Consider the following 12,320-nt stretch of genomic DNA (forward strand, 5'->3'; position numbering starts at 1 on the left):
GTGGATTACGGTGTGTTCGTGCAGCTTCACCTTACAGGGGCTGATCCGTTTTTTGAATCGCGGGTTTGCGTCCTTTTAAATACCAAGTGATCCCAATAACATGGGCGAGGTAGATGGCAGAGAGGACGAAACGTACCAGCAGATTAGGGATCAATAGTGCAGGAATTGCAAAGACTACCAGCATCATGGCAAACATCCGAACCATTCCCTTGGTACTCAGCTGTTTTTGTACGAGTGGTTTTTCAATGTATTTTTGATAATTTTCTGATTGAACCAAGCGTTGATAATAGGTATCGGAACTCCGCAGCCAGAAATAAGCCGTCAGCAAGTAAAAGACCGTTGTGGGTAAGAAAGGTAAAAAGATTCCTAAAGTACCTAGACCGAATGTCAGTGATCCACAAAGAAAAAATAGTGTTTTTTTCAAAAGTAACCCTCCTTATTTGGGTGTTTCGTGTCTTACCCTCAGTATAACGGAGGAGGGGCAGCTTGAACATGCGTTTTGTGTTTTTCCCCGTTTTTTAGCGACAATAAGAGTTTTTCTTCCCCATACTCCTGCTTTTTTGGTAGACTAGAAACAACACAAAGGGGGAAGCAGCATGGAAACGATTGAATTGAATACCGGCATTCAGATTCCAGTGATCGGCAGTGGGACGAATACATTTGGGAAAGAAAACCGAGAATATCAAGGTGCGATCAATGATGATACGACAGAGCTGTTGACTGCCATCAAGCTTGGATATCGGCATTTTGATACGGCGATTTCTTACCGCAACGAAGCCGTGGTAGGCAAAGCCATCAAGGAAAGCGGGATCGACCGCAGCGAATTTTTCCTGACTTCTAAGATTCCTGGCAAACCAGAGCATACGCAAGATGCAGCTGCCGTGAAAGCGTCTGTCGAAGCGAGTTTAGCAGCCTTGCAGACGGAATCGATCGATCTTTATTTGATCCATCATCCGTGGGACAACTTGGCAGAGATCGCCGCTGTCTGGGCGGTTCTTGAGGCTTATGTCGATAAAGGAGTCTTAAAAGCGATCGGGGTGTCCAATTTCCAAGAAGAAGAACTTAGCTATTTATTGGCAAACAGTCGGATCAAACCAGCGGTCAATCAAATCGAATCGCATCCAGGCAAGTGGAACGACGCGATCATCGCCTATTCCTTAGCCAATCAGGTAGTTCCAGAAGCCTGGGGGCCACTTTCACGAATTTCAGAAGCGGCTCGGGAAACCTTGACCCAAATCGGTGAAGCGCATCAAAAAACCTGGAGCCAAGTGGTCTTGTGTTACCAAATCGAGCGTGGGGTGATCGTGATTCCGAAATCCCATTCAGAAAAACATCAAGCCGAAAATTTAGCGCTCTTTGATTTCGCTTTGACTGCGGAAGAAAAAGCCGTCATCAAAGAATTATAGGCAATAAAAAGCAGTCCCATTAAAGGGGCCCCTACAGCCAGTGCGGAAACTTCCGTGCTGGCTACTTTTATGCAGTCGCAACGCTCCTTCATGACTGAGGAGCTTTTCTATTCGTTACAACAGCAACCGTAAGCCTTAGCAAAAAAGAAAATGCGCTTGCAGCCGTTTCTGCCAATGAACCCTCTTAATCATTCAAAGAAATAACCGATTATCCTTACTAAGGGTCGTCTACGGACGAGTCTTCATTGGATCGTGTGAAATTGGAAATGAAGGAGTGGCACAGTTGTGAAAAAAAGAAAAAAGACGATAGGAATTTATGTGATGATCACCTTGATGCTGGTTGCGGGGATCCCGATCATTGTCATGCTGACAAGTTCCTATTTAACCACCAAGAACTTATTGATTGAACGAAATGATTTGAACAAAGAAAGTGCCGTCAATTTGATCTTGGCGGAAGAAAAGAGTTTGCGCCGATCGACGGAAAGCAAATTGAAATCAATGGCTGAACTGCCAGCGATGAAAACAGAATTCAGCATGGGACGCATCCGTTCAGATCTTTCTTTAGCGATTGCTGGAAGCAACAGCTTCTTAGCGGTGACTTTTGGAACAGAAGATGATGAATATGTGACCTTCAATCCCTTACCAGATGATTATAAGCCTACGATTCGGCCATGGTACAAAGGGGCCGTAAAAGCCGAAGGAGAAGTGTATTGGACAGCACCTTATTTAGATACAGTGTCGAATCAATTTGTGACGTCGGCTTCGATCAGGGTCAAAAATTCCCATAATCAAGTGGGGGTTTTAAGCGTCGATGTTTCCTATGAAAGCATTCAAAACATCTTGTCTTCCTTTACCGTAGGGCGGACTGGGAATGTCACCTTAGTTTCAGAATCTGGGGTCATCGTGACCTCAAAAAACACCAAACAAATCGGTAAGAATATCAAAGAAGAAGAAGTGTTCCAAAAAATCAAAGAAGCTAAAAACCCGACAGGCATGGTTGGCTTAGGCGACTCGAATAAAGTCAACGATGTGTTGTATGACAAGTCTGCTGATTCCAATGTTTGGGCGTACTCCGAAGTCAAAGCTAGTGATCTAGACAAAGAGTTAGGAGCGTTAGTCCGCACCACCATTATCGTTACGATCTTGATGCTGCTCTTTGTAGGACTGGTTTCTTATGCCGCGATCAAAGTAGTCGCAGCGATCATCGATTGCTTCAATCGTTACTTTAGAAAAGTCGGTGAAGGCAAACTAGAGAAGATGAGCAAAACCAAACGAGCCAAAGGCGAAAAATGGACATGGGAGCAATTGGCACGCCGAGTTGTATATCCAGACAAAGCAGGCAATGAGATCCAGCAAATGGCGGACAATTACAATGTGATGATCGAAGGCACGGGTGCATTGATCCAAAAAGTACAAAAAGAAAGCAACAGTGTCGCAGGAATGTCGGATTCTTTATTAGAATTGTCAAAACAAACCAATATTGCGACAGAAGAAGTCTCTCAAACCATTACAGGGATAGCTGAAGTGACCGGTGCGCAAGCCCAAGAAACAGAATACAGCGTGTCCCAAATGCAAAATCTGTCGCAAGTCGTGAAAGAATTACGAGAAAATGTTGGCGGCATGAGCAGCAAGTCACAAGAATCTACGAAGATCAATCAAGAAAACTTAACGATCATGGATCAAGTCGATGACAGCTGGCGACAAGAGTTGGCACAGATGGAGCGCTTGATGTCGAACATGACGGGAATGAATGATAGTATCCAAAACATCAACTCGATCATTGGGGTCATCAACGATATTTCTTACCAAACCAACTTGCTAGCCTTGAATGCATCGATCGAAGCCGCAAGTGCAGGTGAGTCGGGCAAAGGCTTTGCCGTCGTGGCAGCTGAGATCCGTAAATTGGCGGAACAAAGCAAGGCTTCTACCAAAGAGATCGAAGCGATCATTGAAGAAATTCGTGAGCAGTCTAGTCAAATGGTCAAACAAACGTCGGCATCTGTCAAAGGCGGCGTTCGCCAAACCAACTTGATCAAAGAAGCGATCTCGTCTTCAAAAGAAGTTTTCCAACGCAGCAGCTATATGATCGAAGGCATCCATCATATTGAAGCAGCCAGTGCCCGTATCGAAAACATTCAAAACAGTGTACTGGAAAACTTAGAAAACATTTCCGCATCAACGGAAGAAAATGCCGCTGGTACACAAGAAGTTTCCGCAAATGCAGAAGAAGTCTTGGCAACCATGGATGAATTTACCAACCATGTGGCCGATCTCAGAGACATTGCAGAAGAGTTGAAGCGATTGACCAATCGGTTTGAAGTGGAAAAATAAATGATTGACTAGCGAAAGCTGATCATCCCCCCATTCCCAATAAATTCGTTGGTAATGGGGTTTTTTTGATGTGTATGGTTAAATCAGAATTGTCCAACTGCAAAAAAAGAAGGTCAGTTAGGAAACCGTAGGGTGAGGCATGAAGCATCTGTTATAATGAGAAGAAGCAACCAATGGCTGTCGACTTTTGCCAAGCAGCAACATCAGACAGGTGAACTGTGATTGCTCATTAAGAAAGCGTACACTTTAAGTTGAGAAAAGGAGGGGTACGGTTGCTGAAGATTTTTGGAAAAGAATACCAATTGATTCGTCTCGCCTCTTGGCTGATGCTAGTTATGGGTATCATCATTTTAGGCTTAAAAGGGTTGCTTTTTATGGTTTTTGAGATTCCTTTTATTGACCGTTCCACATTGGTGGGCATTGTCATCATTTGTTACGGCTACTACAATTTATTTATAGATAAAAAAAACGATCGCCTTTGAAAGGGGATCGTTTTTTTTATTGGAAAAGGTTATTTATTGAGCAGCTGCCGTTTCAGTCCGCTGAATGATCATCTCCACGCGGCGGTTTTCCGAGCGGCCTTGGGGGGTGTTGTTATCGGCTTTCGGTTCGGTATCGGCAAAGGCTTGGATGGCAGCATTTTTTTCTAAAACGGCGCCTTTGCTGATGAAGTACTCCATAACGGTAATGGCCCGAGCGGAACTAAGATCCCAGTTAGATTGGTAGCGGCCATTGCCTTTTTCAGGTACGTTATCGGTATGCCCAGCGATCACGATTTTGTTGGCTTTTAGTTTTTTCAGTGAGTCCGATAGCAGATCCAGTGACTGACGAGTGGTGTCCGTGATCTCGGCGCTGCCAGAGGCAAACAAGATGCTGCTGGCAAGCGTGATATGCAAGCCATCGGACTCCAAGCGGACTTCTGTCTGCTCTTTTAAGCCAGAAGCTGCCAGCTCTTGTGCCAGCTGGTCGCTGATTTTTTCTAGTTGCTGATTTTCCAGTTGGGTCCGAACCGCTGCTTCTTGCGCTTGTGCTTCGGCAGAAGTGGCGGCTTTTTTTCGCGGCGTGGTCTCGCCCATATCGATCACCGACCCAATCACAGATGAATTGCTGTGGTGGCTGGAAAGGATGGTGCCAAATTCGCTTTTGATTTCTTGGAACTTCTCATCATCGACTTTCGCCATGGCAAACATGACGATGAACAAAGCCAGCAGTAAGGTCAACATATCCGAGTAAGGCAAAAGCCACGCTTCGTCTACATGTTCTTCATGTTTCTTTTTTCGCTTCATGTCGCTTCACCCTTTATAATTGTTCTTGCCGTTTTTTCGGATCGATCAAGCTGTATAATTTTTTCTCAATGCTTTTCGGCGATTGTCCGGCTTGGATCGCTAAGACCCCTTCCACGATGATCGACATCATTTGGACCTCTTGCTCCGATTTCAAGGTCAGGCGTGAGCTAAAGGGAATGAACAGGACATAGCCGAAGAAAATACCATAAAGGGTCGCCACGAAGGCCGCCGAGATCATGTGCCCCAGTGCCTCTACATCCTCTAAATTACCTAGCGCCCCAATCAGCCCGATCACGGCTCCTAACACCCCTAAGGTCGGGGAACTCGTGCCGGCGGTTTTAAAAATAGCCGAGCCGATGCGATGCCGTTCTTCGATCCCATAGATCTCATTCTCCATGATTTCTTGAATCTGTTCGGCAGCGATGCCATCAACCACCATTTCCAAGCCCTTTTTTAAAAAAGGATCTTCTAAGTTTTGGATGGCACCTTCAAGAGATAACAAACCGTCGCGCCGGGCTTGGTTGGCTAATTCAACGATGGTATTGATGGTTGTTTTTAAGTCGTATTCTTTATTTTTCAGCAGAACGCCGAAGATCTTCGGGATTTTTTTGATATCACTGCTGGGAAATGAATTGATAACGGCTGCGATCACACCAACGAAAATGATGATCGCGGCTGCCGGATTGATCAAAACGGCCACATTGGCACCTTTTACAATCATCCCAACCACCACAGATATCAATCCTAAAATAATACCGATCAGCAAGAAAAAATCCATTTGTTGCGTCCTCCTAAATTCTATTTCCAGGTTTTAAACCCTCATTTATTTTATCGGTGAATTAAAATCATTCTTAATAGCAAAAAAAAATAATCCTAAAAATAACTAAAATAAATTTTCAGCTTCTTCTTTTTTTGTTGTTTTTTGGGCAAGTTGCGGCAAATTTTTGAAATGGTACAGCTTGCAATTTTTGTGAATATTTATAGATGGTACCGTTTTTTTTCGTGAAGCGTTTCTCAGGGTTTGTCATGTCATTCAGCACAAATGAAAATATTTTAATCGATTTTTCGAATAATGCTTGTTTTTTTATCAAAAATCATCTTTTGATCAAAAAGCATAGATATGCTTGTAAAACGCTTTATATCGATCGTTTACTTTTTATAACTGGGGACGAAATTGCGATGAAACAGTGTTTAACAAATAACATAACATGGTTGTAACTTAAATGTCATATCCGTAAAGTTGCAAAAATCAAATTGTAAAATAAAAATAATTCTACTATAATGACATCACGTCTTCTTGTTTTTTTAATCTATAACAAAAAAATAAATAAATATATTTGTTTCTGTTCCATCGCTGAAAAAAACGTTTGGTACAGAAGGTGGAAGGAGCAATTATTGTTGGATACCTATGATTTATTAAAAACAGCCATGAACGTTTCTGCCCAACGCGCAGAATTGATTTCGTCTAATATCGCCAATGTCAATACAGATGGGTACAAAGCAAAACGCATCGTGTTTGAAAGCGAATTAAAGCAGGCACTCGCTTCATCAGGGACGGACGCTGCAACCGAAGCGTCAGTTTCTCAAGTAAAACCGAAAATCACTGAAAATGCAACTACCAGCATCAAAGACAACGGCAATAACGTAGATCTTGAAGTGGAGATGTTGGATCAAGCAGCCAATGGGTTATATTACAGTGCATTGACCGCACAAGTCAACGGTCGCTTGCAAATGATGAACCTTGTATTGAGTAATTGATAGAAAGCGCAGGAAAAACAAATGGGTATGTTTAATGGACTAACGATCAACGCGAGCGGTCTAGCATTGGAACGGTTAAAACTAGATACGATCTCTAGCAATATCGCAAATGTAAATACGAATCAAACACAAACAACCGCTGCTTATCAAAAAAAGAGTATTCTTTTTTCAGAAAATTTAAAAAATAGTCGCGAAGGAACACCGGCGACATATGGTGTCAAAGTGACGGGGATCGCTGCCGATGAGACGGAAAAACTGACCTATGATCCTACGAATCCCGCTGCCAACGATGAGGGATATGTCGGTCAATCAAATGTGGATATTGCCGATGAAATGGTGGCAATGTTGCAAGCGGTTCGAACGTACGAAGCCAATGTTTCTGCTTCAGAAATGAATAAAACGATCTTGAAAAAAGCATTAGAAATATCAAAGGGGTAACGAGAAAATGGATGGACTTTTAACGACAGGATTAACGGACTACCAAAACGTTTTGCGGACACTAGGCACGGGGGCTTCTTCAAACGAGACCAGTGTTGCAGGCGCCGAGGAAAATCAGTTTTCTTCTTACTTGACCCATGCGGTCGATCAGTTGAATCAAAAAACGGCGGTCATGGATCAAGATACTGTAAATTTGATCACCGGCGATGAAAGCGATCTAGGGAATGTGATGATTCGCATGACGGAGGCGCAATTGGCGCTACAAACAGCCGTTCAAGTACGAAACAAGTGTTTAGAAGCTTACAATGACGTGAAAAATATGCAGTTTTAGCAGTGGGTGAGGGAATAAGGATAAATGATGGATAAAGTGAAAGAATGGACAGAACAACTCAAAGACCGTTGGCAAATGCAAAGCTCTTTAAAGAAAATGATCGTTGTTCTTTCCGTTATCAGCGTTCTCGGAATCACAGCAGCTGTTTATTATTTAAATACGCGAATTGAATACGGTATCTTGTTTACGGATCTAAGCGATGCCGATGCGGGAACGATCAGCAAGGATTTGGAGGAACAGCAGATCGCCTACAAATTAGCCGACAATGGGACGACTATTTTGATCGATAAAGACCAAGTCGATGAATACCGCATCAATCTTGCCGTGGACAATAAATTACCAAATACCAGTACGGGCTTTGAATTATTTGATGATGCCAACATGATGACAACAGACGAAGACCGCAAGATCATGTATCAGCGGGCAGTAACGGGCGAACTGCAACGAGCGATCGAGTCGATCGATGCGGTCAAATCCGCCAAAGTTTTACTCGTAATGCCAGAAGAAAGTGTCTTTTCTTCTGAGGAAAGTGCGCCAACTGCTTCTATCGTGTTGACCTTGAAAAATCAGCAGATTGCAGACGAGTCCGTGCAAGGGATCGTTACCTTGACTTCAGGGGCAGTGGAAAAGCTGAAGCCAGAAAATGTAAAAGTCGTTGATAGCGCGGGCAATACCTTGACGAGAACCGAAGATGAAGCCAGTCAATTAAGTGGCCTGAACAATAAATACATTGCCATCAAAGATTCCTATGAAAAAACACTAGAAGAAAAAGTAGCGAAGCTGCTGACACCGATCTATGGCGCAGACAAATTCCAAGTGTCGATCAATTTAGACTTGAATTTTGACTCGATCGAGCGGAAGAAAGTTACTTATGATGACCCAGAGATCAAGAGTGAGACAGTGCAGGCTGCTGGTTCGCAAGGCACCGTCCAAGAAGCCCAAACAGGGACGGTGGATGACAATGTCTCCAATGTGACGGGCACGGATGGAGAGGGAAACAATTCCTACAGCCGTTCGGTGGAAAACGAATTGGATACCGAGACCACCACGACCATTACGGCCCCTGGCATGATCGAACGAATGACCAGCTCGATCGTGATCAATGCGAACCTTTCGCAAGCGGATCAAGAAGAATTGCAGCAGTTGATTGCTAGTGCTGTCGGCTATGACAATGACCGTGGGGATCAAATCGCGATCCAAGGATTTGACTTTGCCCAAGCAGAGGTTGATCCAGCCGTTGATCCGCAAGGGAATGAACCGATTGCAGCTGCCAAAGGTTATCTCAAGTATGCCATCATCGGCGGCATCGTGTTGACCTTGTTCTTAGTGATTTTAATGATCGTTGGCGTGATCCGACGTCGTCGTAAAGAAGACGAGCTGGAAGTCGATGTGACGGAGGAAATGGTCACTTTTGCACAACCGTCCGCAGTTAGCACTGGTACAAGTCCGTCAGTTGCACAAGAAGTCGTTTTTGGCGGTGTCGGCAATCGGTCTGCTGAAACGAAACCAGCGGTGCCAGAAGCATCCACACAAGAAGCCGCAGCAGAACATTCAGGAGAACCAACATTGGATCAAACGGCTAGAAATTATGCCGAAAGCAATCCTGAAGTAGCGGCGGAATTGATCAAAGCTTGGATGAAAGAAAAATAAGGGGGCAGCCATGGATACAATAGACGGGGTAAAAAAAGCAGCGATTCTTCTGATCTCTCTAGGATCAGATACCTCTGCAAAGATCATGAAGCTGCTGCCAGAATCATTTATACAAAAGGTGAGCTATGAGATCGCCAATATCGACTTTGTCAGTCCCGAAGAGCGGGATCAAGTGTTGGAGGAATTTTCTCATACCGCAACGGCTCGCAAATATGTCTTAGACGGCGGGATCGATTATGCCAAAAATTTGCTGAACCAAGCATTAGGCCCTCAAAAAGCCAAAGAAGTCATTGACGTATTGACTCAGATTCAGCTGCGGGAACGGCCCTTTAATATCGCTCGCAAAGCCGATGTTCAACAGTTGACCAATCTGTTGATCGGTGAACATCCGCAAACGGTAGCGTTGATTTTGTGCTACATGCAGCCGGACAAAGCGGCCAGCGTCTTGTCGCAGTTTCCCGATCATTTGCAAGTGGAGATCGCTGAACGGATCGGGACGATCTCCAGTACGTCGCCTTTGGTGATCGAACGGATCGAAAAAGTGATCGAGAACAAATTCTCGAATTACATTGAGAACGATACGGAAAATGTCGGTGGTGTGCATACTCTGGTTGAGATCTTGAACTCAGTCAGCCGCAGCACCGAAAAGAACATTTTGAACGACTTAGAAAAGCGGCAACCAGAACTCTCCAACGAAGTGAAATCCAGCTTGTTTACTTTCGAGGATATCGTGACCCTCGATCGCTTGGATGTTCAAAAAGTCTTACGAGATGTTCAAAACGATGTCTTAGTCTTAGCGCTTAAAGGCACGACCGATGACATCAAGAACTTTATTTTCTCCAACCTCTCATCACGGGCGGTGGAAAATCTGCAAGAAGAAATTCAATTTATGGGTCCTACCCGCTTATCTGCTGTAGAAGAAGCCCAACAAAGTGTGGTGGCTGTGATTCGACGGCTAGATGAAACCGGTGAGATCTACATCGGAAGGGGCGACCAAGATGCAGTGGTCAAATAGCAGTTTATTGAAGCAGCAGGCGGTCAAAACGACCGAAGCTGCGCGCAGTATTTTGACGGATACGACCATCAAAGCGCCGATTGAGAAACCAAGCTTAGATCCAGAACTGCAAGCGGCTAGACGTGCACGCCAGTTGGAGCAGGAACGGCATCTGCAGCAAATGGAAGCCTTGAAGCAGCAGATTTTGACCGATGCACAAGAACAAGCGGCGCAAATTCTAGCAGAAGCGAGAACGGAAGGCTTTCAAGCAGGACAAGCAGACGGCTTTCAACAAGGCTATCAAGAAGGACTCAATGCCAGCAAAGAAGCCGCGCAAGCATTGATGGCCCAAGCCCAAGCCAATGTCGCTGAAGTCGTTTCTGAGATCAACACCTTTCGCTCAGAGAAAAAGCAAGAAATGATCGCTTACGGCACGGCAATCGCTGAAGCCTTGATTAATCAACGTTTTACAGATGAGCAAGCAGGCTTCCTGCCTTTTGTGGAGTCTGTGCTATGGCAATTTGAACAACCCGATCAATTTGTGACTGTTCGCAGCCAAGAGCAGCATCTTGCAGGATTGCGAGAATTGTTGGAAACCAAAAAGCAGACGATCAGCGGGTTTCGCTATTTACTCATGGCAGATGACAGCTTGGCGGAACACGATTTTTGTATCGAATCTGAAAATGCCTTGGTGGTTTTTGAACTGAGGAAAGAAATCGCTCGCTTTTTGAGCCAATTTCTAGAAAGCAGTGTGAAGGAATGACGTTTGAATTACCGATCACAGCGCTGCGCAAAACGGCGCAAGCACAGCCGTTTTTTACCACCTACGGCAAAGTCAGCGAAGTCGTAGGTCTGCTGATCAAAGTCGAAGGGCTGGCGGTTTTCATAGGGGAAATCTGTGAAGTCGCATTGCAAAACAAGACACATACAGCCTTAGCTGAAGTCGTAGGCTTTGTGAAAAAAACCGTGCTCCTGATGCCCCTTGATCAGCTAGAAGGCATCGGACCGGGCTGTTTGGTGCGGCCAACTGGCAAATCATTGACGGTAAAAATCGATGATACGCTGCTAGGGCACACCTTAGATGGACTAGGGCGACCGTTAGATATGGCGCTGGAGCTGGAAAGTGCGCCAGAATATCCAGTTAGTCAAGATTCTCCTGACCCCTTTCGCCGTCAAAAAATCGCTGAGATCATGCCGACAGGTGTCCGGGCGATCGATGGTCTTTTGACCGTCGGCCTTGGCCAACGGATCGGCATTTTTGCCGGCAGCGGGGTCGGTAAGAGTACTTTATTGGGGATGTTGGCTCGTTATTGCGAAGCCGATGTCATCGTGATCGGCTTGATCGGCGAGCGGGGACGAGAAGTCAAAGAATTTATTGAAAATGATCTAGGCCCAGAAGGTTACCGCAAGTCGGTCGTTGTCTGTGCTACCTCCGATATGCCGCCCCTCGTACGATTAAAAGGGGCTCATGTGGCAACAGCGATCGCTGAGTATTACCGCGATCAAGGGAAGAAAGTCGTATTGATGATGGATTCGGTGACCCGTTTTGCGATGGCGCAGCGGGAGATCGGTCTATCGACAGGCGAGCCGCCGACGACCAAAGGTTATACCCCTTCTGTGTTTACAGCTTTACCGAAGTTGTTAGAACGCAGTGGGATGTCGGACAAAGGCTCGATCACGGCCTTTTATACTGTCTTGGTAGAAGGGGATGACATGAATGAACCGATCGCTGATGCGGTGCGGGGAATTCTTGATGGACATATTCTGTTGTCCCGAAAAATCGCCGCTCAAAATCATTATCCTGCCATCGATATTCAAAACAGCCTCAGCCGCTTGATGAAGACCCTTGTTTCTGAGGAACAGCATAAACATGCGGGGGAACTAAAAGAAAACATGGCCGTTTATGCAGAGGCCAAGGATTTGATCGATATCGGTGCCTACAAAAGCGGCAGCAATGCGTTGACCGACCAAGCGATCGCGCTGCATCACCCCATCCTGCGGTTTTTACAGCAAAAAGTGGATGAGCGGATCCCATTTGAACAAACGATTTTTGAACTGGCGCATTTGTTCAGTGAAGAAGCGCTGATCGAGCGCCAGCGTTCGACCATGTAAAACAGATCATAAAG

13 protein-coding genes are annotated in these 12,320 nt (G+C 45.1%); 10 read left to right on the forward strand and 3 right to left on the reverse strand.

Features of this window, described 5'->3' with window-relative positions; all coding sequences use genetic code 11:
• Window positions 1–31 precede the first annotated feature (31 nt).
• Window positions 32–424, reverse strand: a complete 393-nt coding sequence (locus IGI82_RS00460) for a YbaN family protein (protein WP_438841684.1) — start codon at window positions 422–424, stop codon at window positions 32–34.
• Between the two features lie 172 nt (window positions 425–596).
• On the opposite strand from IGI82_RS00460, the gene IGI82_RS00465 reads away from it, so the two are divergent.
• From IGI82_RS00465 to IGI82_RS00475, 3 genes are all read left to right on the forward strand, one after another.
• Window positions 597–1,406 (forward strand): aldo/keto reductase family protein, encoded by an 810-nt coding sequence (locus tag IGI82_RS00465; RefSeq protein ID WP_438841685.1) that lies wholly within the window; start codon window positions 597–599, stop codon window positions 1,404–1,406.
• 285 nt (window positions 1,407–1,691) lie between these two features.
• Window positions 1,692–3,737 carry a methyl-accepting chemotaxis protein gene (locus tag IGI82_RS00470; RefSeq protein ID WP_115231519.1) on the forward strand — a complete coding sequence of 682 codons (2,046 nt, stop codon included), beginning with the start codon at window positions 1,692–1,694 and terminating at the stop codon, window positions 3,735–3,737.
• A gap of 272 nt (window positions 3,738–4,009) precedes the next feature.
• A complete protein-coding gene (locus IGI82_RS00475; protein WP_005226572.1) occupies window positions 4,010–4,219 on the forward strand; it encodes a hypothetical protein in 210 nt (69 codons plus the stop codon).
• Window positions 4,220–4,252: 33 nt separating this feature from the next.
• On the opposite strand, the gene IGI82_RS00480 is transcribed toward IGI82_RS00475, so the two are convergent.
• Both IGI82_RS00480 and motA read right to left on the reverse strand, forming a co-directional pair.
• Window positions 4,253–5,023, reverse strand: a complete 771-nt coding sequence (locus tag IGI82_RS00480; protein ID WP_115231520.1) for an OmpA/MotB family protein — start codon at window positions 5,021–5,023, stop codon at window positions 4,253–4,255.
• Between the two features lie 13 nt (window positions 5,024–5,036).
• Window positions 5,037–5,801, reverse strand: coding sequence for a flagellar motor stator protein MotA (motA, locus tag IGI82_RS00485; protein WP_005232810.1), 765 nt, complete (start codon window positions 5,799–5,801; stop codon window positions 5,037–5,039).
• 620 nt (window positions 5,802–6,421) lie between these two features.
• On the opposite strand from motA, the gene flgB reads away from it, so the two are divergent.
• The 7 genes from flgB to fliI are packed head-to-tail and all read left to right on the forward strand — an operon-like array spanning window position 6,422 to window position 12,306.
• Window positions 6,422–6,781, forward strand: a complete 360-nt coding sequence (gene flgB / locus IGI82_RS00490; RefSeq protein WP_017144455.1) for a flagellar basal body rod protein FlgB — start codon at window positions 6,422–6,424, stop codon at window positions 6,779–6,781.
• Window positions 6,782–6,802: 21 nt separating this feature from the next.
• Window positions 6,803–7,219, forward strand: a complete 417-nt coding sequence (flgC, locus tag IGI82_RS00495) for a flagellar basal body rod protein FlgC (RefSeq protein WP_003129038.1) — start codon at window positions 6,803–6,805, stop codon at window positions 7,217–7,219.
• Window positions 7,220–7,226: 7 nt separating this feature from the next.
• Complete coding sequence (gene fliE, locus IGI82_RS00500; RefSeq protein ID WP_271771576.1) at window positions 7,227–7,550, forward strand: flagellar hook-basal body complex protein FliE; 324 nt, start codon at window positions 7,227–7,229, stop codon at window positions 7,548–7,550.
• 27 nt (window positions 7,551–7,577) lie between these two features.
• Window positions 7,578–9,200 (forward strand): flagellar basal-body MS-ring/collar protein FliF, encoded by a 1,623-nt coding sequence (gene fliF / locus IGI82_RS00505; RefSeq protein ID WP_438841686.1) that lies wholly within the window; start codon window positions 7,578–7,580, stop codon window positions 9,198–9,200.
• A 10-nt stretch (window positions 9,201–9,210) separates the two neighbouring features.
• Window positions 9,211–10,215: a flagellar motor switch protein FliG gene (fliG, locus tag IGI82_RS00510; RefSeq protein ID WP_005226586.1), complete on the forward strand. Its 1,005-nt coding sequence runs from the start codon at window positions 9,211–9,213 to the stop codon at window positions 10,213–10,215.
• Window positions 10,199–10,957, forward strand: a complete 759-nt coding sequence (locus IGI82_RS00515; RefSeq protein WP_438841687.1) for a hypothetical protein — start codon at window positions 10,199–10,201, stop codon at window positions 10,955–10,957. Before fliG ends, IGI82_RS00515 begins: the two co-directional genes overlap by 17 nt.
• Window positions 10,954–12,306 (forward strand): flagellar protein export ATPase FliI, encoded by a 1,353-nt coding sequence (gene fliI / locus IGI82_RS00520; protein ID WP_005226590.1) that lies wholly within the window; start codon window positions 10,954–10,956, stop codon window positions 12,304–12,306. Before IGI82_RS00515 ends, fliI begins: the two co-directional genes overlap by 4 nt.
• The last annotated feature ends 14 nt before the right edge of the window (window positions 12,307–12,320 follow it).

Origin of the sequence: Enterococcus sp. AZ067, assembly GCF_051715005.1 — a bacterium.
GTDB classification, from domain to species: domain Bacteria; phylum Bacillota; class Bacilli; order Lactobacillales; family Enterococcaceae; genus Enterococcus_D; species Enterococcus_D casseliflavus.